At 46.7% G+C, this 25,269-nt stretch carries 25 protein-coding genes, 1 tRNA gene and 1 pseudogene; 13 read left to right on the top strand and 14 right to left on the bottom strand.

Features of this window, described 5'->3' with window-relative positions:
* The 13 genes from K2P83_RS08490 to K2P83_RS08550 form a co-directional block, all read right to left on the bottom strand.
* Window positions 1–1,182: DEAD/DEAH box helicase family protein (locus K2P83_RS08490; RefSeq protein WP_292928219.1), on the bottom strand; the 1,182-nt coding region annotated here is incomplete at its 3' end.
* Window positions 1,183–1,197: 15 nt separating this feature from the next.
* Window positions 1,198–2,304 carry a protein adenylyltransferase Fic gene (fic, locus tag K2P83_RS08495; RefSeq protein WP_292928221.1) on the bottom strand — a complete coding sequence of 369 codons (1,107 nt, stop codon included), beginning with the start codon at window positions 2,302–2,304 and terminating at the stop codon, window positions 1,198–1,200.
* A gap of 102 nt (window positions 2,305–2,406) precedes the next feature.
* On the bottom strand, window positions 2,407–3,498 hold the full coding sequence (gene ychF / locus K2P83_RS08500; RefSeq protein WP_292928223.1) for a redox-regulated ATPase YchF: 1,092 nt from the start codon (window positions 3,496–3,498) through the stop codon (window positions 2,407–2,409).
* A 58-nt stretch (window positions 3,499–3,556) separates the two neighbouring features.
* Window positions 3,557–4,126, bottom strand: a complete 570-nt coding sequence (gene pth, locus K2P83_RS08505) for an aminoacyl-tRNA hydrolase (protein ID WP_292928225.1) — start codon at window positions 4,124–4,126, stop codon at window positions 3,557–3,559.
* 123 nt (window positions 4,127–4,249) lie between these two features.
* Window positions 4,250–4,870, bottom strand: coding sequence for a 50S ribosomal protein L25/general stress protein Ctc (locus K2P83_RS08510; RefSeq protein ID WP_292928227.1), 621 nt, complete (start codon window positions 4,868–4,870; stop codon window positions 4,250–4,252).
* 65 nt (window positions 4,871–4,935) lie between these two features.
* Complete coding sequence (locus K2P83_RS08515) at window positions 4,936–5,886, bottom strand: ribose-phosphate pyrophosphokinase (protein WP_292928229.1); 951 nt, start codon at window positions 5,884–5,886, stop codon at window positions 4,936–4,938.
* A gap of 116 nt (window positions 5,887–6,002) precedes the next feature.
* Window positions 6,003–6,077: transfer RNA gene (locus K2P83_RS08520), tRNA-Gln, on the bottom strand.
* A 6-nt stretch (window positions 6,078–6,083) separates the two neighbouring features.
* The gene (gene ispE, locus K2P83_RS08525) at window positions 6,084–6,923 is read right to left on the bottom strand and encodes a 4-(cytidine 5'-diphospho)-2-C-methyl-D-erythritol kinase (protein WP_292928231.1); all 840 of its coding nucleotides are present in this window, start codon (window positions 6,921–6,923) and stop codon (window positions 6,084–6,086) included.
* Between the two features lie 47 nt (window positions 6,924–6,970).
* Window positions 6,971–7,633 (bottom strand): lipoprotein insertase outer membrane protein LolB, encoded by a 663-nt coding sequence (gene lolB / locus K2P83_RS08530; protein WP_292928233.1) that lies wholly within the window; start codon window positions 7,631–7,633, stop codon window positions 6,971–6,973.
* 64 nt (window positions 7,634–7,697) lie between these two features.
* Window positions 7,698–7,976 (bottom strand): cell division topological specificity factor MinE, encoded by a 279-nt coding sequence (gene minE / locus K2P83_RS08535; protein WP_013967381.1) that lies wholly within the window; start codon window positions 7,974–7,976, stop codon window positions 7,698–7,700.
* Window positions 7,973–8,785 carry a septum site-determining protein MinD gene (gene minD / locus K2P83_RS08540; RefSeq protein ID WP_292928237.1) on the bottom strand — a complete coding sequence of 271 codons (813 nt, stop codon included), beginning with the start codon at window positions 8,783–8,785 and terminating at the stop codon, window positions 7,973–7,975. The genes minE and minD overlap by 4 nt, the downstream gene beginning before the upstream one ends.
* A 24-nt stretch (window positions 8,786–8,809) precedes the next feature.
* On the bottom strand, window positions 8,810–9,565 hold the full coding sequence (minC, locus tag K2P83_RS08545) for a septum site-determining protein MinC (RefSeq protein ID WP_292928239.1): 756 nt from the start codon (window positions 9,563–9,565) through the stop codon (window positions 8,810–8,812).
* A 107-nt stretch (window positions 9,566–9,672) separates the two neighbouring features.
* A complete protein-coding gene (locus tag K2P83_RS08550; protein WP_292928241.1) occupies window positions 9,673–11,409 on the bottom strand; it encodes a tetratricopeptide repeat protein in 1,737 nt (578 codons plus the stop codon).
* A 438-nt stretch (window positions 11,410–11,847) separates the two neighbouring features.
* Between K2P83_RS08550 and lnt the strand changes: the two genes are divergently transcribed.
* From lnt to K2P83_RS08585, 7 genes are all read left to right on the top strand, one after another.
* On the top strand, window positions 11,848–13,305 hold the full coding sequence (lnt, locus tag K2P83_RS08555) for an apolipoprotein N-acyltransferase (RefSeq protein WP_292928266.1): 1,458 nt from the start codon (window positions 11,848–11,850) through the stop codon (window positions 13,303–13,305).
* 46 nt (window positions 13,306–13,351) lie between these two features.
* On the top strand, window positions 13,352–14,278 hold the full coding sequence (gene glyQ, locus K2P83_RS08560) for a glycine--tRNA ligase subunit alpha (RefSeq protein ID WP_292928243.1): 927 nt from the start codon (window positions 13,352–13,354) through the stop codon (window positions 14,276–14,278).
* Complete coding sequence (gene glyS, locus K2P83_RS08565) at window positions 14,275–16,431, top strand: glycine--tRNA ligase subunit beta (protein WP_292928245.1); 2,157 nt, start codon at window positions 14,275–14,277, stop codon at window positions 16,429–16,431. Before glyQ ends, glyS begins: the two co-directional genes overlap by 4 nt.
* Window position 16,432: 1 nt before the next feature.
* Window positions 16,433–16,972 carry a D-glycero-beta-D-manno-heptose 1,7-bisphosphate 7-phosphatase gene (gene gmhB / locus K2P83_RS08570; protein WP_292928247.1) on the top strand — a complete coding sequence of 180 codons (540 nt, stop codon included), beginning with the start codon at window positions 16,433–16,435 and terminating at the stop codon, window positions 16,970–16,972.
* Window positions 16,969–17,709, top strand: a complete 741-nt coding sequence (locus K2P83_RS08575; protein WP_292928249.1) for a lysophospholipid acyltransferase family protein — start codon at window positions 16,969–16,971, stop codon at window positions 17,707–17,709. Before gmhB ends, K2P83_RS08575 begins: the two co-directional genes overlap by 4 nt.
* Window positions 17,710–17,711: 2 nt before the next feature.
* Complete coding sequence (locus K2P83_RS08580; RefSeq protein WP_292928251.1) at window positions 17,712–18,413, top strand: SprT family zinc-dependent metalloprotease; 702 nt, start codon at window positions 17,712–17,714, stop codon at window positions 18,411–18,413.
* A 278-nt stretch (window positions 18,414–18,691) separates the two neighbouring features.
* Window positions 18,692–19,942, top strand: a complete 1,251-nt coding sequence (locus tag K2P83_RS08585; protein WP_292928252.1) for a hypothetical protein — start codon at window positions 18,692–18,694, stop codon at window positions 19,940–19,942.
* 241 nt (window positions 19,943–20,183) lie between these two features.
* Here the strand turns inward: K2P83_RS08585 and K2P83_RS08590 are convergent, their stop codons facing one another.
* The gene (locus tag K2P83_RS08590; protein ID WP_292928254.1) at window positions 20,184–20,378 is read right to left on the bottom strand and encodes a hypothetical protein; all 195 of its coding nucleotides are present in this window, start codon (window positions 20,376–20,378) and stop codon (window positions 20,184–20,186) included.
* A 108-nt stretch (window positions 20,379–20,486) separates the two neighbouring features.
* Here K2P83_RS08590 and K2P83_RS08595 point away from each other — a divergent pair.
* From K2P83_RS08595 to K2P83_RS08620, 6 genes and pseudogenes are all read left to right on the top strand, one after another.
* Window positions 20,487–20,840 (top strand): annotated as a pseudogene (locus K2P83_RS08595) (transposase); the annotation flags it as partial.
* 421 nt (window positions 20,841–21,261) lie between these two features.
* On the top strand, window positions 21,262–22,368 hold the full coding sequence (locus tag K2P83_RS08600; RefSeq protein WP_292928256.1) for a hypothetical protein: 1,107 nt from the start codon (window positions 21,262–21,264) through the stop codon (window positions 22,366–22,368).
* Window positions 22,365–22,817 (top strand): GNAT family N-acetyltransferase, encoded by a 453-nt coding sequence (locus K2P83_RS08605; RefSeq protein ID WP_292928258.1) that lies wholly within the window; start codon window positions 22,365–22,367, stop codon window positions 22,815–22,817. The genes K2P83_RS08600 and K2P83_RS08605 overlap by 4 nt, the downstream gene beginning before the upstream one ends.
* 63 nt (window positions 22,818–22,880) lie before the next feature.
* Window positions 22,881–23,714, top strand: coding sequence for a diaminopimelate epimerase (gene dapF, locus K2P83_RS08610; protein ID WP_292928260.1), 834 nt, complete (start codon window positions 22,881–22,883; stop codon window positions 23,712–23,714).
* 111 nt (window positions 23,715–23,825) lie between these two features.
* Complete coding sequence (locus K2P83_RS08615) at window positions 23,826–24,095, top strand: hypothetical protein (RefSeq protein ID WP_292928262.1); 270 nt, start codon at window positions 23,826–23,828, stop codon at window positions 24,093–24,095.
* A gap of 325 nt (window positions 24,096–24,420) precedes the next feature.
* Window positions 24,421–25,071: a hypothetical protein gene (locus K2P83_RS08620; RefSeq protein ID WP_292928264.1), complete on the top strand. Its 651-nt coding sequence runs from the start codon at window positions 24,421–24,423 to the stop codon at window positions 25,069–25,071.
* Window positions 25,072–25,269: the final 198 nt, after the last annotated feature.

A 25,269-nucleotide genomic window follows, 5' to 3' on the forward strand; every position in this document is an offset into this window, starting at 1 on the left:
GCAGGTTTGTAGTTTTGTGTCATATTTCTTCTCCTTTAAACAGAACATAATGTGTCCGTTCAAAGGGGGCAACTCCACTTCACCATAAATGCGCGGCGTGGCGGTCATGTAGAGCCGCTTGGCAGAGCGGATGTAATCACTATCGTGAACCCTGACGAAGGCGCTTTCATCCTCGCTATCGAAAGTTGCGCCAGTGGTGCGGTGCGCTTCGTCGCAGATAATCAGGTCGAAATCAGCCAGATTAAAATCGTGCTGGGCGCGGCTGATGACGTCAATGGAATGGTAAGTGCTGAATACCACGCTCATGTGCTGGGCATCGTGGCGCTTGCTCATTTCAGTTGCCAGCCTTGCCGGTTCGGTGGTGGCGGGATAGCGCAATTCATGGGTGAAAGTTTGAACCGTGTCGTCATCCTTCTTACGCTTTTTGCCCACGTCGCTGTCGGAGCACACGGCGAAACTGTGCAGCGGGGTATCGCTTTCCTGCGTCCACTCGGTCAGGGTTTGCGATAGCAGGTTCAGGCTGGGAACCAGGAACAGTACACGCTTACCCGCGCCTGCCAACGCTTCGGCAATCTTCAGACTGGTGAAAGTTTTACCCGTGCCACAGGCCATAATGAGTTTGCCGCGGTCTGTGTCCGCCAAGCCGCGCGTAACGGCATCCAATGCATATCGTTGATGGTCGCGCAGTTGCTTTCTGGTTTTCAACACCGGCGCTGCTTTGGACTGGTATCGGCTCCAATCAATCTGGCTGTTTTCCAGATCGTGCAGGTCTATCTTGCTGACGGGCGGCTGCTGATCGCGCAAGGCGTCTTCAGCATGTTCGCTCCAATGATTGGTCGTGCTGACAATGATGCGGTGAGTGAATGCTTTCTTGCCCGATGCGGTAAAAAAGCTGTCGATGTCGCCTTTTTGCAAACGGTAATCTTCAGCGTAGAGCTTGCATTGGATGGCGTGATATTCGCCGGTGCTGGTTTTGGCGACCAGATCTATGCCAGTATCGCGGCTATCCAAACCTTGCAGCTTTGCCCATTCGCCATACGTCCAAACATCGCTGTACAGATCGCGGTAGCTGGCTTCGTTACGCAGGTAGCACAGGATCAGTTCTTCAAAGTAAGTGCCTTTTTCGCGCTCGGTTACGGCGGCGAGACGATAGCTATCGAGCAATTTTTTTAGTGCGGACATATCATGCATTCGCCATTATGGATAGGGCACCACGGTGTTATCATCCCGCGTCAGTAAATGCATCAGTTTGGGATGGATGAACAACTTTTCACGTCCGGCGGTTCGCTCTTGCAACACGCCGATCTCTAAGAGTTGCTTGAGATAGCGCGAAGCGGCTTGGCGTCCAGCGATATTTTTTTCGACCAGATTCTGAATCCGGCAGTAAGGCAGATCGAAGATCAAATCGACCAGTTCGCGGCTGTAGATTTTCGGTGCCGCCTGCTTCACATGGGTAATTGTCAGTTCTGACAAAGTACGGATTGCGGCAATCTTTGCGGTGGTCCAGTGTGCTGTGTCTTCGATGCCTTGCAGTAAGAAGATAATCCACGGTTCCCATGCTTGGTTGCGCGTGACATCGAGCAGCAGACGGTAATACTCGGTTTTGTTCTTGATGATGTAGCGGCTGAGGTAAAGAATCGGCAGCGTCAATAAATCTTCCTGGATCAGAAATAGACTATTTAGTACGCGTCCGGTGCGGCCATTGCCATCGGTGAACGGATGAATCGCCTCGAATTGATAATGCCCGGCTGCCATACGGATGAGCGGGTCGACATCGCGCGCCTCATGCAAGTAACGCTCCCAGTTGGCCAATTTGGTACGCAACAAGTCTTCTCCGGCGGGCGGGGTGTAGATCACCTCTCCCGTTGCCTGGTTGGCGAGTGCCGTTCCGGGAACCCGCCGCACTAGCATGTCGATGCCCTTGATGCGAGTGCATACTTGTTCTGCGGTGCGGGTGTTCAGCGGGTGCTGCTTTAATGCCTGAAACCCTTCCAGCAGTGCACTGCTATAGCGCAGGGCTTCGCGTGTCGCTGGGTCGGCATACTCATTTGCGCTTTGAAACTGAAACAGCCGGTCCGTCGTGGTGACGATGTTTTCGATTTCCGAGCTGGCTTGGGCTTCGAGCAGCGGTAGGGCATTGATCAGAACGCCCTGGTTTGGAATGAGCTCGGCTGCTTGCTTGAGTTCTGCCAGCGCTGCTCGGGCAGCAATGCACTGCTTCAGCACCGTGCGTGTTTCCAGATCGGCTGCGGGAGGCAACGGCGGAAGGTCGTTGTATGGTTGATCCGGGCGCCAAGCAGTCATGGTTTAATTTTTACATTTTTGCGACACGTCGTCAGTTTATGTCGTTCGCAGCGACAGGTCAATCGAATATGTCGCAAATTTCAAGTTTTTGCGACATATCAATCAAACATTAAACCGGAAATGCATCACATCGCCGTCCTTGACGATGTATTCCTTACCTTCGAGGCGCATCTTGCCTGCTTCTTTGGCACCTTGTTCGCCGTTGTAGGCGATGAAATCCTCATAACTGATCACTTCGGCGCGGATAAAGCCCTTCTCAAAATCGGTATGAATGACTGCGGCTGCCTGTGGCGCGGTATCGCCTTTGTGGATCGTCCAGGCACGGACTTCTTTGACACCGGCGGTGAAGTAGGTTTGTAGTCCGAGTAATTCATAACCTGCGCGCACCAGACGGTTGAGTCCGGGTTCTTCGAGATTGAGATCCGCTAAAAAGATTTTCTTGTCTTCGTCAGGCAGTTCTGCAATTTCTGCTTCCAGCGCGGCGCATATGGCGACTACCGGAGCGCCTTCTTGTGCGGCGTATTCTTCGACGCGGGTTAATAGGGGATTATTTACAAAGCCGTGATCATCCACATTGGCCACATAAATAGCCGGTTTTGCGGTTAATAAACAAAGCGGTTGCAATAAGAGTTTCTGCTCTTTATCCAAGTCCATTGTTCTGGCTGGTTTGCCCTGGTCAAGATGCGCCAGTACCGTCTCGAGGAAAGCGCAAAGTTTAATGGCGTCTTTATTACCGGATTTGGCCACTTTGGATTCGCGCTGAATGGCTTTTTCTACGGTGGCGAGATCAGCCAGAGCCAATTCGGTTTGGATAACCTCGATATCCGATATCGGATCCACCTTGCCAGCGACGTGTATGACATTATCGTCTGCGAAGCAGCGCACCATATTGACGATGCCATCCGTTTCCCGGATATTGGCAAGAAACTTGTTACCCAGACCTTCGCCTTTGGACGCACCGGCGACCAATCCGGCGATATCGACAAATTCGACGATCGCTGATTGAATTTTCTGCGGCTTGACGATTTCGCTGAGTTTTTGCAAGCGCGGGTCTGGGACTTCGACTATGCCAATATTGGGATCTATCGTACAGAAAGGATAATTTTCTGCAGCAATTCCCGCTTTGGTCAATGCATTAAACAAGGTGGATTTGCCGACATTGGGAAGACCCACGATTCCGCATTTAAGACTCATGACCGGATTCTCATCAAAATGGATTAAATAACGATTGTATGAAAGTTTCTACTGGATTTTAGGCTTTTGTGTGTAATTTCAGCATGGCGGCTTCACAAGCGCCTTGCGCAATGAGTGGCCATACTTCCAGGCTTCTGACTATGGCTTCATCAATTAATTGTGCTTCTTCCTTTCTAGGCGGGTGCAATACATAATCAACCACGGCATTACGATCACCCGGATGACCGATGCCGATTCGTAATCGCCAGAAATCCTGAGTACCCAATCTTGCTGCAATATCCTTGAGGCCGTTATGACCACCCAAACCGCCGCCTTTCTTCAGTTTGGCGATGCCCGGGAGTAAATCCAGTTCATCGTGGACAACGATTATTTCGTCCGGCTGAATTTTATAAAATTGGCACAAGGCAATGACCGATTGCCCACTTCTGTTCATATAGGTTTGTGGTTCCAGTAGCCACAAATCCAACTCTTTCTGGCGGACTTGTGCGCACAATCCATGAAATCGTGCTTCCGGCTTTAGGGGTACTTGCAGCATTTGGGCTAATCGATCCACCCACTCAAAACCGGCATTATGCCGTGTACCCGCATATTCTCTGCCTGGATTACCCAATCCAACGATAAGTTTCATGGTGAAAAATTATCCGGCTGCTGTAAAAACGGATTCATAAAAGAAAAATCTGCCGGTATGTGTTTTATCCCAGCAGATTTGTCAGATTTCCAGATCAGTTAAATATTTTCTTTGCTTATCAAACTATTTTTTTTCTGCGCCTGCTTCTTCACCGGCAGCTTCATCGGAGAGCACGGAGCGCGGAATCACAATCGTTGCAACCGGCGAATTATCGCCTTTGGTCAATGCAACAATTTCAACTCCGTTGGGCAGCACCAAATCACTTAAGTGAAGTGTGTGTCCTGCAGTCAGTTCAACCAAATCCACTGAAATGAATTCTGGCAGGGCATCTGGCAAACAGCTGATATCGACTTCGGTAAGGATGTGCGTAACAATACCGCCGGAGGTTTTTACACCGGGTGAATTTTCTGCATTGATAAAGTGCAATGGAACTTTCATGTGTATTTTCTGATTTTTATCAACGCGCTGAAAATCTACATGCAACACTTGATGCTTGAAAGGGTGCATTTGTATATCACGTAACAAGACCTGTTCTTTTTTCCCTTCGACACTTAGCGACAAGATCGATGCATGGAAAGCTTCCAGTTTAAGCTTGTGAAACAAATCATTGTGATCCATTTCAATAGACTGCGGTTCTTGTTCGCCACCATAGATGATTGCTGGTACTTTACCAGAACCACGCAGGCGGCGGCTCGCACCCTTTCCCTGCAATGTGCGCTTATCTGCACTGATTTCTATTTTCATCTTTACTACTCCATAATTATGATTTGTTCGCGACCAAACAAACCGGTTAAAAAAACGGAATCAACTTATTCCATAAATAATGAGCTTAATGAGCTCTCGTTACTGATACGTAACATGGTTTCTGCCAGTAGATTGGCGATGCTTAACTGGGAAATACGATCACAAGCCATGGCATCTTCACGCAAAGGTATGGTGTCAGTGACCACCAGTTTATCCAGCGCTGAGTTCTGGATGCGTTCTACTGCGCTGCCTGATAATACTGCGTGCGTGGAATACGCAATCACTGATTTTGCGCCGTGCTCTTTTAGTGCTTGTGCTGCTTGACATAAGGTATTGGCGGTATCCACCATGTCATCGATAATCACGCAGGTGCGGTTTTTCACTTCACCGATAATGTTCATGACTCTCGCTTCATTGGGTTTTGGGCGCCGCTTGTCGATGATTGCCAGATCACATTCCAGCCGCTTGGCGAGTTGCCGGGCACGAACTACACCGCCGACATCAGGCGATACCACCATCAGATTCTGATAATTATGCTTCCAGATATCCCCCAGTAAAATGGGCATACCATAAATATTGTCGACAGGAATATCAAAAAACCCCTGAATCTGATCTGCGTGTAAATCCATGGTGAGCAATCGATCAATACCAACTGTGGTTAGCATATTGGCCACTACTTTGGCTGTGATCGGTACACGAACAGAGCGCGGTCTTCTATCCTGACGTGCATATCCAAAATACGGGATTGCAGCAGTAATACGGGCAGCAGAAGCACGTTTCAGGGCATCTACCATGACCAGTATTTCCATAAGGCTGTCATTGGTCGGTGCGCAGGTGGACTGCAGTACAAAAACATCCTTTCCGCGCACATTCTCAAGGATTTCCACCATGATCTCACCGTCACTGAAGCGTCCAACAGTGGCACGCCCCAGATGGATATTGAGATGCTTGACGGCATCCTGCGCTAATTGGGGATTGGCCGTACCGGTAAAAACCATCAGACTGTCATAAGACATGTTATTTCTCTGAGATAATCAGTTTGGAAAAAGGAGCGCTCGTCTGTCTTGTTAAAGTGAGTTGTTTTTGACGATCCGGAGTCTGATGCAACAAGCTTTGTTTCTGAAAAATAAACTGGCTGGGGAGGTAGGGATCGAACCTACGAATGCCGGAATCAAAATCCGGTGCCTTACCACTTGGCGACTCCCCAAAATCTTTATTCCACTGACTTGTGCATGGGATGACAAGCTAATCCTTTTGCTACAAAGCCCTTCATACCATCAGGAATTTTTGCAAAAGCGGTTTGGGCTGCCAGCTCCGTCGCAAATTCAGCAAATACACAAGCACCTGAACCACTCATTGCCGCTATTGTAGTATTTTCTAGCCGCTTTAGCCACTCCAAACATCTCGCCACTTCAGGATATGTTTGGCAAACTACTAATTCCAAATCATTATGACCTTGCCAGACAGAAAAGGGCGGTATTTTGATGGGTATCGTGTTGCGTGTCAATTCCTTACTTGCAAAAACCTCCGCAGTCGAGACTTGGACCGGTGGTATAAGTACTAGATACCACGCAGGCGGCAGATTAATGGGGGCCAGTTTTTCACCAATTCCCTCTGCAAAGGCATTTTGTCCGAAAATGAAAACAGGGACATCGGCACCTAACTGAAGTCCTAATTCAAGCAATTGCTCGCGGCTTAAATTGAGTTCCCACAACTGATTCAATGCCAACAAAGTGGTTGCTGCATCAGAACTTCCGCCACCTAACCCTCCCCCCATTGGAATCTGCTTCTGCAGAAAAATATCGGCACCTTGTGCAGTTCCCGTATGCTGCTTCAGCAACTTGGCGGCGCGGACACACAGATCTTTATCTTCTGGAACGCCGGCAATGGGATTAAGTAATTTGATAATGCCATCTGCGCGCAAACTAAAACTTAATTGATCAGAGAAATCCAAAAACCGGAAAACTGTTTGCAATAAATGATAACCATCCTGCCTGCGACCGATGACATGTAAAAAAAGATTCAGTTTCGCCGGGGCAGGGAAAGTAGGCATGAATTAATTTAAAAATTAGATGGTTATGACTTTAATGTAAGAAAAATTTACTCGACTTTCCAGTCATCGACTACCAGTCTGATTTTTAGGTTCTGATAGACTAAATTCAACACTCTGGGAAGCGGTATTGGATTTATCTGCGCAGGAGCGAAGCTACTATAGTGAATGTGCCAGCCATCTTGCCGGATCGCTACAATCCGGTCTTTGTTATCCAGATCTTTTTCCGCTGCGGTAACTGGCGAATGTGTGCCTTGTATCCAGTATTGCAAACCATTGATCGGCATGCGCCAACCCAGAATCTCTTGCGTCAGATTCTCCACATCCGTCGCATAAAAGGCCTCAAGCTTTGAGGTAATCAAGCGCACACCCTCGTCATCTTTTGTAATTTCGGCTACCGCCTGGCCCAGCGGTGTAAATAATAGAATTTCATCACTTGTTGCCAGATGTTGCCAGCGGAAGCTGCCGGAGAAACTTTGTTTCTCATCCTGGATGGATATCCTGCCGAGGATATTAAAATCAGCGGCTGAAACATTTTGGGCATTTGCAGCAGGCTCAGTCAAAATGGTTTTGACAACCGCGTCAGATTTGATTTGACTGGGTAGTGTTGCGCAACCGGAAAAAAGCGCGAAAATGCAGCTTATCAAAATCCCGGGAATAAGGTTCCACGGATTAATTTTTAACCCATTCACCGGTAATTTAAAATCTTTCAATTTAATGTTAAAACTAGCTGATATCAATTCATAAATTACCAATGTGCACGGGATAAGCCTCAGTTCAATTATTGATGGTCTTATTGGTTTGTTGATAATCAGGCAGCACGATATTGAGTTCCAGTGTTTCCTGATTCTCATCTTGCTCAAAATTAACTGATATCGCGTCCTGATCTACATTTACATATTTACGGATAACCTCAAGTAGCTCTTTTTGCAATTGCGGTAGATAGGAAGGTTGATTACGATAGCTGCGTTCGTGCGCAACAAGAATTTGCAATCTCTCTTTGGCGACTGATGCAGTTTTAGGTTTAGATGATCTAAAATAATCCAGTAAGCTCATTTTCTTCCTCCGAAAAGCCTCCTGAGAAATCCGTGTTTACCATCAATAAATCGATGTGGACGTTTCTCTCCTAAGTATCGCGCTACCACATCGGCATAAGCCTGACCCGCTTCACTCTTTTCATCGAGAATTACCGGAATACCCGCATTCGATGCGGACAGAACTGATTTTGACTCAGGAATAATACCCAATAATTCCAGGGATAAAATTTCTTGTACGTCTTCAAGGCTCAGCATTTCTCCTGATTTGACTCTATCAGCATCATACCGGGTAAGTAACAAATATTCTTTGATGGGGTCTTCATTGCGTTCTGCTCGCCGTGATTTGCTGGATAAAATACCCAACATACGATCGGAGTCTCTTACCGAAGAAACTTCCGGATTGGTGACAACAAAGGCATCATCCGCAAAATAAAGCGCCAAGTTTGCACCTTTTTCAATCCCCGCAGGAGAATCGCAAACAATATATTCAAAATCTTTGGATAATTCGTCTAATACCCGGCCAACACCTTCTTCTGTCAGTGCATCCTTGTCGCGTGTTTGAGAAGCAGGGAGAATATAAAGTAAATTGCAGTTTTTATCACGAATGAGTGCTTGGTTGAGACTGGCTTCACCATTGATAACATTGATAAAGTCATAGACAACTCGCCGCTCACACCCTAAGATCAAATCCAGATTCCTTAAACCCACATCAAAATCAATAACGGCCGTCTTGTGGCCGGCTTTTGCCAGTCCCATGGCTATCGCTGCGCTTGTTGTTGTTTTACCAACGCCACCTTTGCCCGATGTCACAACTATAATTCTTGCCAATTGAGCCTCCTTTGCTATTTGGTCTTAAGCAATCTCTTTAATGATCAAAGCATGATTCTGCAAATATATTTGCACCGGATTTTTGTATGTCTGCTTGTTTAAATCTTCACTGGTTTTATAATCCCCGGCGATTGAAATAAGCTCTGCTTGCAAGTCAAAACAAAATATCCTGGCAGCTGTGTTGCCATGCACACCCGCCAACGCGCGTCCCCTCAGTGTATTATAGACATGTATATTGCCTTCAGCCATAATTTCGGCGCCTGCGCTAACCTGGGACAGAATGATCAAATCACCGGATGCATAGATACGCTGCCCCGATCGAATCGGCTGAGTGACCAATGTTGCTGCTACGGGTGCCTGTGGTGGAGCAGCGATAGGACTGATAGATTCTTTGGCAGCAGCGGTTACTTCCGGAGCAGCTTCTTGCTTTTGTGCTTCGCCAATTGTGATTGAATTGCCTTGTTCACGGACTGTGTCTATCGGAATTGATAATGTGCGTGCTTGCTTATTTTGTTGCTCATTTCCGCCACGGATACCCACTGGGAAAAAACCTATTCTGCGCAATAGCTGTGTTATCTGAACAAAATCCAGATCCTGATTTAACTTGTTTAGTTCACGCAAATCGATAATCAACGGCGAATCTCTAAAAAACTCGGGCGCCAGGTTAATTTTCTCTTGCAGTGTTTGCTCGATTGCAACCATATCATGCGTGTAAAGAATCAAAATCGGCGCAAAAAAAGTACTGCTCTTAAATTCAAGTGCTGGAGGAGTATTTAGCATTTTTGAGAATCTATTGATAGCTGCACGGGAAGTTCTTTATTTATAGGGATCAATGGTACTGCTCAATTAAGTTATCCAAAACACCAAAACCGAATCATTAGAAAAGTTTAATCAATGGTTTTCTTTTTTAAAAGGCGCTGCAGCGTCTCAAGCAATACATCGTTTTCGGGATCTTTTTCTAAGGCATGGCGCCAAATATCTTTGGCATTGTCTTTGGCGCCTTTTGCCCAAAGCACTTCACCCAGGTGTGCCGCGATTTCTGCGTCCGGGCGGGCTGCAAAAGCCAGATTTAAGTAATTCAATCCTTCCACAAAATTACCCATACGATAGTATACCCAGCCCAGACTGTCCATAATATAGGGATCCTCCGGGGAAAGCTCAACTGCTTTTCTAATTAATTTCAGTGCTTCGGGTAATTGTGCGCCACGCTCAGCAAGACTGTAGCCTAGCGCATTGTAGGCGTGCGCATTATCAGGTTTGAGCTTGATCAGTTTACGCAAATCCTTCTCAAGAATACTAAACTTGCCAAGCTTGTCGGCTGCCAAAGCACGATCATAGAGCAACTCGGGATAATCAGGCAATTTTTTAAGGCCATCATTCAGCAAATCAAATACTTCTCTATGCGCTTTCGATCTGCGTAAAATTTGCGCTTCCGCCAATATTAAATGTGCTGTTTGTTGATCATTGGCTGCCGGAAGTTTCTGTAGGTGCTCGCGGGCTTCTTTCAGATGACCCTTTAGCGCCAGTAGATCTGCATAGCGTATTTGTGCCGGCAAATAGCGGCCACCGCTTTTTACCATTTGATAGGATGCCATTGCCATATCGGGGCGTTTGGTTTCCTCATAAATCTGGCCTAGGTGAAAATGCACAGCATTGGTATCTTTATAGCCCAGACTCAGCGCTTTTTTAAAACTTGTTTCTGTGATGTCAAAATCACCCATTTCAGTGGCTAACAGTCCGACTGCCAACGTAATCTCGGCATCTTCCGGATTCTTTTCCGATAACCATTGCAGTTGTTCTCGCGCTGGATCCGTATGGTTGTCACCGATTAATACCCGGGCATAAGCAATTCTTACTTCATTGGCTGCAGGATATTTTTTCAGATAGTCCCGATAGAATTCACTCGCATCGGTACTTGAAATACGTTGTAATATTCTTCCGTTATGAACGGCCGCAATTTCCCATCCGGGACGTAAGGTGAGTGCCCGCTGCATTTCTTCTGCGGCAAGGGGGTGCTGATTGGCAAACCACGCTGCCTGAGAAATTGCGAAATGTACTTCCGGAACATCCGTATAAGGTTGAGAAAGCCGCTGTATTAACTGCAGTGTTGCTACTTTATCCTTATTCCGTGACAGTAATTGATTGAGTTGCATAAATGCATTGCCAATACTGTCTTTTTCCGAAGCCAACAATTTCTCAAGATGCGGTCGTGCGGCATCCAGTTTTCCTATATTCACCAACAGTGCCGCAATGGTTTGGCGACCATCCGTCGAATCAGGCTCTAACTCAACCCACATTGCCGCAGCTTGTTCTGCTGCAAATGGATTTCCTGCGTGCAGGGCAATTTCGGTTGCGCGCTTGGCAATTCTGGGGTCGCGTGTTGTCTTGGCTAGCTTGACATAGCGGCTGACCGCAATTTCAAGATTGCCGCGCTGCAATGCAGTTTCACCGACTAAGAAATCAAACAAAATAGGCGCGGTCAGCTCTTGTTTGGGTAAATTGAGCTGACTGATATCTTCTTGCTCAGCGGATTTTCCGGTTTTTTCTACCTCCTCCTTAGTGGGAATCTGCGCGCAGGCAGTGAGTCCGGATAGCAATAACACGCATAGAATTTTAAATTTCATGAGAAATCCGATTGATTTTCAAATATAAGATAAAAACGTACACCTTTTTTGCAGCATCTGTAGAAACCATAAAATCATAGCGCTTATATCATGCTTGATTCAGCAAAGCGCTTGGTTTCTAGCCTGGTTTTATTCAATATAATTCGCATATTCTACTTTTATACTGGTAATAAAGTGAATAAATAATTATTTAGGATACAGCAATATTTACTGTCGCTACGTAAAGTAAGATTAAAATTGTGCGCATAGCGGTCACCGATTAATTTATGATAAGGCAAATGCTGAGAACAACATTAAATCATGAAAGTTCATAGTGGTTTTAGGCTGAAACTGATAATTATCAGTTAGTCTGCGGCTTATCTCTACCAAAACCCTTTTCCAAATTTGACTCAATTGAAGAATCCTTACCTCAAACTGCTTATTGTTTTTTTACTGGGTATGCTGACTGTGCTCGGTTTTGCGCCATTTTATCTTTTTCCCGTTCCAGCAATCACGCTGGCAGTGTTGTTAGGATTTTGCCACAAAAGCCGGACTTCTCTGCAAGCAGCGCTACTTGGATTTTGTTTTGGTATGGGATTATTTTGTGCAGGAGTGACTTGGATTTATGTCAGCTTGCACGACTTTGGCGCAATGCCAGTGTCGGCCGCTGTTACGGCACTGATTATACTCTGCGCTTACCTGTCGCTATTTCCTGCGTTTAGTTTTTGGATCTTGACCAAGTTTCGCCGCACTTCGCCGCTCGTCTGGGCATCGGCCGCGGCTGCGCTGTGGATGCTGTTTGAATGGTTGCGCGGCAATCTGTTTACCGGTTTTCCCTGGTTAACGCTGGGCTATTCACAAGCGCCTTTTAGCCCATTGGCGGGTTTTGCACCAATCATCGGTGTTTATGGCATTTCCATGGTCGTGGTGTTTAGTGCTGCCTTGCTGTTCTTCTGGATTGATAAAGGGCTAAGAAATTGGCGCTATGGGTTGCCCTTGATGCTGATCTGGTTCGGCGGTTTTGGTCTGCAGGCGATTGAATGGGTTAAACCACTTGGTGAGCCGGTCACGGTGAGCTTACTGCAAGGCAATATTGCTCAGAATATGAAGTGGCGGGATGATCATCTCGAGAATACCATGGAGACTTACGCTAAACTGATTCTGGAAAGTGACAGCCGGTTGATCGTGACACCGGAAATTTCCATTCCGCTTTTTAGCGATGTTGTGCCGCAATCCTATTTAGCGCATCTTGCCGCACATGCCAGAAATAACAATGGCGATGTCTTGATTGGTTTGGCTGAGCGTACGACCGATGACGGCGATGACTATTATAATACGATGTTCAGCTACGGCTCTGCGCCGGAACAGCGTTATCGCAAACACCACCTGGTTCCTTTTGGTGAGTTCATTCCGTTAAAACCGATATTCGGTTGGGTTATTGAGGTGCTGAAAATACCGCTATCGGATTTCTCGCGTGGTAGTTTGGATCAACAGCCGATGGATCTGGCGGGGCAACGGGTTGCGATCAATATCTGTTACGAAGATGTGTTTGGCGAAGAAATTATTTATCAGTTACCACAGGCAACAATGCTGGTGAATGTCAGCAACGATGCCTGGTTCGGACGCTCGATCGGGCCGCAGCAACACTTGCAAATTTCCCAAATGCGCGCCTTGGAAACCGGCCGCTATATGCTGCGTGCTACCAATACCGGGGTGACCGCGATTATCGATGAACGCGGCAGGGTATTGCAAACCATCGAGATTTTCACCACCGCAGCGCTGCACGGATTGGCGCAAGGCTTCACCGGCGCTACGCCCTATGTGCGTACCGGCAATTACCCGGTGCTTGGACTTGCCGGCTTGTTATTGTGCATCGGATTGATATCCGCCTTCCGTGCCAGACGGAAAACCCTGTAAAATCCGATTAATTTTTATTTTGGTGCTGGTTTAATCCAGGTTCTTCATGGCAACACTTACTTTCCAAGAAATTATTCTTACCTTGCAGCGCTATTGGGACAAGCAGGGTTGTGCCATTTTGCAGCCTTACGATATGGAAGTCGGCGCGGGAACCAGCCATACCGCCACTTTCTTGCGGGCTTTGGGTCCCGAACCCTGGAAAGCAGCCTATGTGCAACCGGCGCGCCGACCGAAAGACGGGCGTTATGGCGACAACCCCAATCGTTTGCAACACTATTATCAATTTCAGGTGGTGCTCAAACCGGCACCAAAAAATATTCTGGATTTGTATTTGGATTCGTTGCGCGAACTCGGGTTTGATTTAATGCAAAATGACGTACGTCTGGTTGAGGATGATTGGGAGAATCCTACATTGGGTGCCTGGGGGCTGGGCTGGGAGGTCTGGCTCAACGGCATGGAAGTGACGCAATTTACCTATTTCCAGCAGGTCGGCGGCATTGATTGCAAACCGGCTACCGGTGAAATTACCTACGGATTAGAGCGTTTGGCGATGTATTTACAAGGCGTGGAAAGCGTGTTTGATCTGGTCTGGACTAAGGGGCTGACATACCACGATGTGTACCATCAAAACGAAGTGGAGCAATCCAAGTATAACTTTGAACACAGTGATACCGAATTTCTGTTTCTGGCTTTTGGCAAGCACGAAGCCCAAGCCAATCATCTCATCGAGAAGCAATTAGCATTGCCAGCCTACGAACAAGTGCTGAAAGCGGCGCATACGTTCAATCTGCTGGACGCACGCGGCGCCATTTCAGTCACCGAACGTGCCGCCTATATCGGGCGCATCCGCAATCTGTCACGGCAGGTCGCCAAAGCCTATTACGACAGCCGTAAAAACCTCAATCCACCTTTCCCGCTGGCACCTCGTGAATGGGTTGCGCAAATACCGGATATGCAGGAATCCGCATCATGACCAAAAACCTGCTCGTCGAATTATTGGTCGAAGAATTACCCCCAAAATCACTGAAGCAGCTCGGTAACAGCTTTGCGGAATTATTAACCGCCAGCTTGAAAGCACAGGATCTCGTGTCGAAGGATGCGCAGGTCACAGCGTATGCTTCGCCGCGGCGACTGGCGGTCCATATTACCCATGTGGCAGCACAAGCAGCCGATAAAGCGGTCGCTCAGAAATTGATGCCGGCAACCGTCGGACTGGACGTGCAAGGCCAGGCGACACCGCCGTTATTGAAAAAACTGGCGAGCCTGGGTGCCGATGCATCGGTCGTGCCGCAGTTGAAGCGCGTGATGGAAGGTAAAACGGAAACATTATTTTGGGACAGTACGGTTAAAGGAACGCCATTAACCGATGGTCTGCAAAAAGCGTTAGAAGAAGCGATCGGTAAATTACCGATCCCCAAGGTGATGACATATCAGTTAGCGGATGGCTGGAGCAGCGTTAATTTTGTACGTCCTGTGCACGCATTGATAGCCTTGCATGGCGCGGACATCGTTCCGGTTAATATTCTGGGGCTGCAAGCCGGGCGTGAAACACAGGGGCATCGGTTTGAGGCAAAAGTAAATCCCATCGTGCTGCACAATGCGGATAGTTACGCGCAGCAACTGGCAACCGAAGGCGCTGTCATTGCCGGTTTTGCTGAGCGCCGGGCAGAAATTGTTTGTCAGCTTAACGCTGCAGCGACCAAGGAAAATCTTACCCCGGTTGATGATGACGCGTTATTGGACGAAGTCACCGCATTAGTCGAGCATCCCAATGTTCTGGTCGGAAAATTTGCCGTGGAATTTCTGAAAGTGCCGCAAGAATGTTTGATTCTGACCATGAAAGCGAATCAGAAATATTTTCCGCTGCTGGATGCGCAGGGAAAACTGGCCAACAAGTTTCTGCTGGTTTCCAATATCCGGCCAACCGATTCCGGTTTGGTCATTGGCGGGAATGAGCGCGTGCTTCGTTCGCGTTTGGCCGATGCCAAATTTTTCTTCGATCAAGACCGCAAGAAAACGCTGGCTTCACGTGTGCCTGGGCTGGACAAGGTGGTTTACCACAATAAGCTGGGCACGCAGGGTCAACGAATGCATTATGTCCGGGCAATTGCAAAGACGATTGCACAACAACTGGGTGGTGTAGAACTAACTAGCCAAGCTAACGAAGCCGCCACACTGTCCAAAACTGATCTATTGACCGACATGGTCGGTGAATTCCCGGAATTGCAGGGCATCATGGGGCGCTATTACGCACAACACGAAGGCTTAAGCGACGATATTGCCTTTGCGATCGAAGATCATTACAAACCGCGCTTTTCTGGTGATGCATTGCCACGCAATTCCGTTGGTATTTGTCTGGCGCTCGCGGACAAACTAGAAACCTTGATCAATATGTTCAGTATTGGAGAAATTCCGACCGGCGACAAGGATCCATTTGCATTACGGCGTCACGCATTGGGCGTCATTCGAATTTTGATTGAAAAAGATTTAAAACTTAATTTAAATGATTTGATTTATAACGCTATCTTTCAAATTAACAAAGTTAGTTTTCTTGTTTCTCCTAATTCTAATAGCAAGACTAAATTTAGTGATCATGCTGCTGGAAAGGAATCAGGTTTAGAATTAAGAACTTTTATCTATGAACGCCTCGCGGGCAATTTGCGCGAGCAAGGCTACACCGCCCAAGAAGTCGACGCTGTTCTCAGTTTGAATCCGCAACAGCTCAGCGATATCCCCAAACGCCTCGCCGCCGTGCGTGCTTTTTCGGCATTACCGGAAGCGATCAGTCTTGCGGCAGCCAACAAGCGGGTGGGTAATATCCTTAAAAAAACGGAAGGCGGCATCAGTGCCGAAGTGGATTCCAGGTTGCTGCAAGAGCCCGCCGAGCAGGCGCTCTATCAGACATTGACGGATATATTACCGGAAACGGAAAAAACCTTCGCTGCAGGCGACTACACCGCTTCGCTGCAAATACTCGCCGCGCTGAAATCACCGGTCGATACTTTTTTTGATCATGTGATGGTGAACGTTGAAAATGAATCATTGCGCAATAACCGGCTTGCCTTGCTGGCACAGTTACACCAAATCATGAATCGGATAGCCGATCTTTCAAAACTGGCGACCTAATATGAAACTGATCATCCTCGACCAAACTGGTGTGATTAATCAGAGTAGTGACGCATTTATCAAAACACCGGAGGAATGGATTCCTATTCCTGGCAGTCTGGATGCGATTGCCCGGCTGACGCATTCCGGTTATCGCGTGGTCATCGCCGCCAATCAATCGGGTATCGGCCGCGGGTTACTCGACATGGCAACTTACAACGCCATTAATGACAAAATGTACAAGGCGGTTAATCAAGCAGGCGGGCGCATTGATGCCATATTTTTTTGCCCGCATACCAGCGCGGATAAATGTTCCTGCCGTAAACCGGCAACGGGTTTGCTGGATGAAATCATGCAGCGCTATGGGGTTAATTTAAAGAATGCGCCGGCAGTCGGTGATTCATTAAAAGATCTTCAGGCCGCCGCCGCAGTCGGTGCCATACCGATGCTGGTGCTGACCGGCAACGGACAAACAACGCGCACCGCGAAAGAAATTCCCGCCGGGACGCAGATTTTTGAGAATCTGGCCGCCGTGGCTGACGCGCTGGCTGGAGAGGAATGACAGTGGCAGTTTTACGTTCAGCACTGTACATGTTGCTGCAAATCATCATTACGCCGCCGTATGCCTTGCTGACACTAGCCTGTTTCCCGTTATCGCCGCATAACCGCTATCGCGTCACCTCCAGCTGGACAATGATCATGCTGTTTCTGCTGCGGCACCTGTGCGGCATTCGCTATCAAATCATCGGCGCGGAAAATATCCCGAAAACGCCGAGCATCGTGATTTCCAAGCACCAATCGGCCTGGGAAACGCTGGCTTTCCAGAAAATTTTTCCGCCGCAAGTGTGGGTGCTGAAAAAAGAATTACTGCGTATTCCTTTTTTTGGCTGGGGATTGGCGATGACCAGCCCCATCGCGATCGATCGGAGCGCCAAGAAAAAGGCCTTGGAACAAATTGTTGAACAAGGCAAAGACCGGCTAAGCCAAGGATTCTGGATTGTGATATTTCCGGAAGGCACGCGCATCCCACCGGGGCAGCGCGGCAAATATCGCATCGGCGGCGCATGGCTGGCGACGCACACCAATGTGCCGGTAGTGCCGGTCGCGCATAATGCCGGTGAGTTGTGGGGGAGAAATTCTTTCGTCAAACACCCCGGCACGATCACCGTCAGTATCGGCGAACCGATCGACTCCACAGGAATGGAAGCCGGTGAACTGAATGCCAAAGTGGAAGCCTGGATTGAGGATGAAATGCTGCGGATCAGCAAGCAGAGCCAGCAGAACCAGAAAAACCCATAAAAGTGTTCGCGCAAACCATTCTAAATGGTCTGGAAATTACTTACACACTCAAGCGTTGTAAGCGAAAATCCATTGGTTTAAAAATTGATAGTCATGGCTTGAGTATCAGCGTTCCATTACAAACCTCGATCCCCAATGTTGAAAACATTCTGCAGGAAAAAGCGGATTGGATAACGAAAAAGCTAAAACATTGGGAAAGCAAAAAACATCTCGCATTAACCTGGACGCATGATGCCATGTACCCATTACTGGGTGAACCATGGCGCATCGCGCTGAAACCATCGGGTGAAATACAAATGGCCTGCCAATCTGCCAATGCTGCGGCGGATGCGGCATTGGTGGAACAGTTCACCGCGCAACTTAACCCCGGTCAAATCGAAAAATTCGTGATGGCCTGGTATGGCCAGCAAGCAATCACCTGCTTCAAGCAGCGTATCATAGTGTACGCGCAGGCACTCAATCTGCCCGTACCCCCATTCCGCCTGTCACGCGCCAAAACCCGCTGGGGCAGTTGCAACAGCAACGGCATCATTCACCTGAATTGGCGTTTGATCCAGATGCCGTTGCATCTGGTCGATTACGTTGTCGCGCATGAGCTGTCGCATTTGATTGAAATGAATCACTCTTCGGCATTTTGGAAATTGGTGGGGAGTGTTTATCCGGATTATTTGATGGCGCGGAAGGAACTCAAGGAGTATGGTTAATACCATTACATTTTTGTTATGTTTAAATATACGTAGAATGTAATGTGGGGACGGCCTTTACATATTGAATTTGCTGACGTGCTGTATCGCCTGACAATGAAAGGATGGAAAAAGGAAACAAGAATATCAAATATAAAACTTAACCAATTGATATATAATGATCTTTTGTGGTTTTGGCGAAAAAAGCGAATATTATTCCTATACGCGACAAATACTAACCAGTTTCTATGTAAGCCTTGACTTTTTAAGGCAACTACATTTAACACACAGGAGTAAGGATGATGAAAAAAATTGTAAAATATTGCTTGCTTGTTGTAGCTGTCAGTACAAATTTCCTGCCTAACGAGGGTCGAGCTAATTCGGTCGATGATTTGATAAATAATATAGCTAAGGGGTGCCGGTTCAATATTCAAACAAAATCAAAGAATGAATATGTATCCGTTGGGGATGACGGTAATATTCTTAGGTGGGAAAAAACAGGTAAAAACGCACAAAAATGGATCGTCTATCCGGTTGATCCGAGTATGCCATCTGATAAATCGGAAGTAATGGAGTCTTTGAAGTATCGAATCATGACTGTCTCCAATGGTGAATTCATGTCGGTTGGAAGCAACGGGAGCATCCTCAGATGGACGAAGGCCGATGATGATACTCAAACATTCAGGTTCGTGGATCCGAACGGAGATTATCTGAAGATCAAGGAACCGACGAAGAGCGAATTTGTTTCCGTTGGGTGGACTGGTTCCATCCAGCGCTGGAGCAATACCAATAACGATTATCAACTCTTTAAATTCGAACCAATCGAATGTATTGGGAGTACAACGCCTTATTTTCTGGATGATAAAGTAGCCGAAATTGAAAAAATAGGACCACCACCAATCACCAACATAAATGGTCCGGGGCCTGTTGGAACTGAGTCTGAGAGAATTAAGATTGGCTGGGAGAGAATATCCTACTTGCTGGTCGATGACCCTCTCTACACTAACAAAATAAGTCAAGGTAAGAATGAGGAGTGGTACACGCTTGAACGATGGAGATATTGGAAGGCGGACAATATCATACCGATCGGCCTTAGCGAAAAAACGGTGGAAATTACCTACTATATTGGAATGTCACAATCTTCGTTGGACGAGTTGAAAAAGACAGTATCCCAAGGTTTCACAGGCAAGCTTGAGGTTGAGGGCAAGGATAAGGTGGCATCCGCAAAAGGCAGTCTGGAATACGCTTATAAGCAAGAGAACATCGAGAGAACCGAGTCTAAGCAGGATCAACAGGAATGGCGTACACGTAAAGTAACTGAAAAATTCCCTAAAACTGACAAACAAGCTGTCATAGTTACTTGGGTTCTGTATGACGAGTATAGTTTGCTTGGGGACAACGGAAAAAAGAAAATCTGGCAAAATCCTGTACTAGCCGTTGTCGCGAACGTGGCACCGCAAGTGGTGATCTATCCGCCCATTCAAGAATTTAACACACCCTTACAAAATATGATAAATCAGATGGGCAATCAGACTAAACCGATACCCTAATTATAAGGCTGGGTTTCGCAATAAAAGCGAAACCCTTCATTAAAACGTATCGATCCCGGATTTCAACGAATTATCAAATTCGTTACAATTTCTGATTTTTTTGTGAGTATCGCGATATTTTTTAGTCATTCCCTTGCTGAAATCACGCGAACAATCACTTTCATTGATCATTATCGGCTCAGAAGGCGCATTTGTCCTATGATTGCAATTGTATCTGTCTATTAACACAGGGCAATCGGGCTTAAATTACTCCAATAATGCGGAGCAAGAAATCATTATCCCAACCGGCCTTTAATCGTTTTATTTTTACACCGACTTTTGATATTTTTTCTTTATTTATCAGGTTTAAAGCAATATGTCTGATAGTGGCAAGATTGGCTGCACTATGGCCTTTGCGTGTCCGGTTGCTATCTTCATCAAAAGCAATATCAAGCACCCAATGTAAATTGTTCTCGATAGCCAATGAGCGCGAACAGCATGTTCCAGTTTAGCCGGATTATTGGCGCTCAGACTACTGATGAAATAACGCGTTTCCCCGGTGATTGTTGAGATTTCGCGCGGGAAAGCAGCCAAGCAAGCCGTATGCGATCGCGGCTACCGCGGCAAACGTGAAGTCAATGAAACTCAGCTCATTTTGCCTGGCAAGGCATTAAAGAAGGATACCCGGTACCAGAAAGACAAGAAGCGAAAACAGTGCAAGAGGCGTGCCGCGATTGAACCCATTATCGGCCACCTGAAGTCGGATTATCGAATGGCAAAGAATTATCTGAAAGGCGCTATCGGCGATCGCATCAACCTGCTGATGATTGCTGCCGCCTGGAATCTAAAACAATGGCTGCTGGCCATTTCTTGGCTCTTTTTCCCATGGCGAAAACTGCAAGCTTATCGGATTCCTTGATGGAAATTTAAACTACCGGGGCATGCATTTTAGTAGGCAACAGTTTTCTCGAGTAGCTTTTCCAGAATAACTGTTGTTTGATACTTTTTCAGGGGCGACTACATAGCCTTCTTTAAACTCAAAATTATGTCGCTTCATGAAGCCAATTATGTTCTTGTCGGTTGAAACTGAAAGTACGCACTTGCCGGATGAACCATTTTTTTTCCTTGCATCCGACTGCCCCGAAAACGTTTTATGGCCTGCTAGCCCATGAATTATTTCGCCAGATAATAATTATTCTTGGCCAGCATGTTAGATCTGTCAACGAATAACAATCTGTTTCGTTAATTCCCCTTCTTCTTATTGCGGTCATATTTTATTTTAACAATAAAGACATTGCCTTACATAAAATGATCTTTAATATGCGCACACCTCCCTTATTATGAAAAAAATCAATATTGCTTACACTTGTAATGTCAGAAAGCCATGGATGGAAGACGAGCGTTATGGTGAGTTCGAAGGCCCGGCTACCATCGCAGCAGTGACGGCAGCGCTGGAACGCACCGGTGCGAGTGTGGAATTGATTGATGTGGGGCCTGATATTTATTATCAGCTCGAGAAGCGCAAGGATCATATCGATTTAGTCTTCAATAACACCGAAGGCCTCGATGAAAAAGAATTACGCGAAGCCATTGTTCCCTTCTTTTGCGAACACTTACACATTCCTTATACCGGTAGCAGCCCCAAAACTTTCATCAATAAAATGGATAAGGCAACAGCAAAAAAAATCGTTGCGTATGACGGTGTGCCGACAGCGCGATTCCAACTCATGTTGCCCGGTGATCGTCTCGAGGATTTGTCTTTTCCACTGATGGTGAAGCCCTACAGTGAAGGAACCAGCATCGGTATCAGCCAAAAAAGCAAAGTACACAGCATGGCGGAGCTGGATGAGGCTGTGAGCATGGTGCACACACAATTCAACGAAGCGGCGCTAGTCGAGGAATTCCTGCCGGGTAACGAGTATACGATTGGTCTTATCGGCAATTATGTGCTGCCAATCTTGGAAATCGATTTCGCAAAAATCCCAGGACAACCCCATGTGCGCGATCCGCATGTAAAAGACATTGAGAATCCATATATCTCGCATCTTACCTGGACTGAAAAAGCAAGAAGCTACGCGAAGATTGCGATCGAAGCGCACGAAGCATTGGAAGTGCGCGACTACAACCGCATGGATTTTCGCGAACGGGATGGCCAACTGTATTTTCTGGAAGCCAATGTGATTCCAGGCGTTCATCCAACCGAAGCCGATCTTACCAACATGTGCCGGCATGCCAATATTGCACATAACGATATGATTGCGCTGATTGTCCATACCGCAGTGCAACGGCTTTCCCCGCTCTATTCGGAACGGCTCACAGGCAAAACAGAACTGCTCGAGGGATTAGCGAATGTTGCCATTAACAAGGCAGCGACAGCGGGAACGATCAACCATCGTGGCCGGACATATACGTTGTTAGGAAACCAAACCGGAGTGCAAGCATCATGATTGTGCCTATCTCGAAAGAATTGTATCCGAGCCTTGTGAAGATTGCGCTACAGGATATCGGCGCCATGTACCAGCCTGCCATTCAGGATGAATTTGAAGACATCTCGCGCGGCAAGAGTTTTGGCGTTTGCGCGATGGACAATGGCGAGCCTGTCGGCTATGCGGTTGCTAAACGGACGGTTGATACGTATCACTTGTTGACGCTTGCGGTTGATACACAACATCGCGGCAAAGGATATGGCTCTCTTATGCTGGACAGCATTTTCGCCGAGATCGAACAACAGGGAGGAAAGATCCTTAATGTCGTGACCGATGCCGACGCCAACGAAAGTTTACGGTTTTATCTGAGAAACGGCTTTTCCTTGACCGGCATTGTGCAAGATGAATTTATTCCGGGTGTAGCCCAGGCGCATCTCACAAGGCGAATGGGATATCGGCCGCAAAGCTGAGCCGAGTAGTCGTAATTTTTATTAGATGTTCAAAAACTAATACAAAAACGGGGCGTGTCAATCATGAGAATTAAAGCAACAAAAATGGATGGATGTGGCAATTCTTTTTTAGTAGTCGATGAAATGAAAACACCTCTGGCGGGGTTTGATCGATCGCTGATTTCAAGTGCGCTGGCGGCGCAGCATGAAACCGATGGCATCCTTTTCGTTGATGTGAATCGATTACGAAAGATGCCATCGATGAAAATATTTGATTGCGATGGCACCGAAGAAACAATGTGCGGCAATGGCTTGCGGTGTGCAACGCGTTATTTCCGCGATACCTATGTGGCAAATGACAAATTTTCGATCGACACTGGTGACGGTCAGAAAGCGGTCGGTGTAATTGACGATCTCACCGAGGTGGATTTAGGCGAAGCACGGGACTACCGGCAGATTAGCGATCAGCTTCATTATGTTTTTACCGGCGTACCGCATTTGGTAGTGATCGGTTCGGAAATTTCAACAGAGAATGCCAGAATATTTGGTAGATCCCTGCGCGAAGATAGATCTTTGTGCGAATTCGTTGGCCATCCGGAAGGTATTAATGTTAATTTTATCTGGCGCGATCAAGAAGGCATTGTCGTGCGCACATATGAAGTGGGTGTTGAAAATGTAACCTTGAGCTGCGGAACTGGAAGCGCGGCAAGTGCTTTTGTTGCAACCAAGGTATTCGGAACAGCGCTGCCGATCGTTACGAATTCACTTGGCGGTAGCCTGAGAATCACGGAAAATAATGGCCATTTGTCGATCCGTGGTCAAACCCGCTATCAAGGTAAAGTCATCGGATTTGTGAATGGCGTTTATCCAAAACCAATCATTCCAATCGATTACAGGCACCATCAACATTATTGGTGATTTAATATCCCTGGTTTATGCTGACTGCCGGCAAAGAAACAAGAAGATGAAACAACCTATCACCGCACACAGGCCGATTAATCCGGCACCCTGTTTTTTTAAGGTAGTTATATGGAATTCTCAATCGTTACGTTTTTATTAATCATGGCTGCAATGGCACTCGCCGATGTGTGCTGGACACTCTATTTCATCGATGTGGAAGAAAGAAAGGCACACCCCGCTGCATTCTGGTCAGCCATGATTATTCTGGTCACCGCATTTACGGTCACGAATTATGTAGAGAACCAAATTTACATAGCAGCCGCTTTTATTGGCGCATATATCGGTACATTCGGAACAATCACATGGAAGAAGAAAAAGGAAATAAAACAAGATTCTTAAACTGAAACCAAGCAGTATAAATCAACATTTATACTCAACATCCCAAAATGTCTGAAGCTTTCTATGTTGATGAACTTCATTCATTCCATCTGCATAAATGGGGTCAGCAAGGTAGGGCGCAATGTTATTGCGCCGACTGAGTCGAAGTCCAATCAAAGTAACATAAGATCTTTCATATTTTACTTTCAGTGCCAAAAGTAAAATAAGCGATTTTATAGGTTACTTTCCGCATGCAAATACTCATTCCATATTCCTGATTCGCTCAACTAATTCCTCAAGAATGATATGATTTGCCACTGTGAATGAATAAACAGTTGGAGAAATCATGCGCAAGTCTGAACCTGAATCCGGTTTGAATTTTAATCTGATTATGCCGGCCGCGTTATTGCTGGTTTTATTAGTCGTGCCCTTCTCGGTCAATTCTTTTATGCATATGTTTTCGGCTAAAAAGCAATTTATTAATACGCTGATGATGAAAATACCGATTGATAGCGCGGCGATTACGATTCCAGCAACGGTTAAACAGTATGAGCCTTTTGACGTGGCTTTAAATCTGGAAACAAAAAAGTTTGCTCGGCTTCTAAATGAGACTGTTTCAATGCCATCCGAAGGCACTGCAATACAGGGAATTACCGGTGTGGTGTCGCACGACATGAAAGCTGAAATTTCCGGTGAGGATTTTGAGATCGACAAGCAAGGGCCGCAAGAGCAACTCTCCGCTTATCGCGGTACTGCCAACTGGCGCTGGCGTGTGACACCGGAATCGTCGGGGTCTCATGATTTAAAATTCCAACTGCATCTCTTAACGCAAAATAATGGCCAGCAGAGTACCAAAGTTCTGGATCTTGCCGAAGCGAGTTTTTCTGTCCAGGCAAATCCATCGGAATGGTTTAAACGTCATTGGCTCTGGGTTGTTTCACTACTACTGGTGCCTGCCGCGATCATTTTTGGGTTGCGTCGTCGGCGTGTGCGATAAAACCAGCCGCTGTGTTTGGAAATTTTTCTAGGCGGCTTGAAAAAGAACAAAAGATCCTTATATCGATAAACTGAAAGTGTAGTTTTGTAACTGTAAAAACGCCGCATTAAAGGTTTGTTGGTTACAGGGCGCCTCTAAAAATTCAAAGTGCTGTGACGAAATTTGGATTTTCAGAGATGCACTACAGATTGAATGAGG

Source organism: Nitrosomonas sp., from assembly GCF_019752415.1.
Taxonomy (GTDB): domain Bacteria; phylum Pseudomonadota; class Gammaproteobacteria; order Burkholderiales; family Nitrosomonadaceae; genus Nitrosomonas.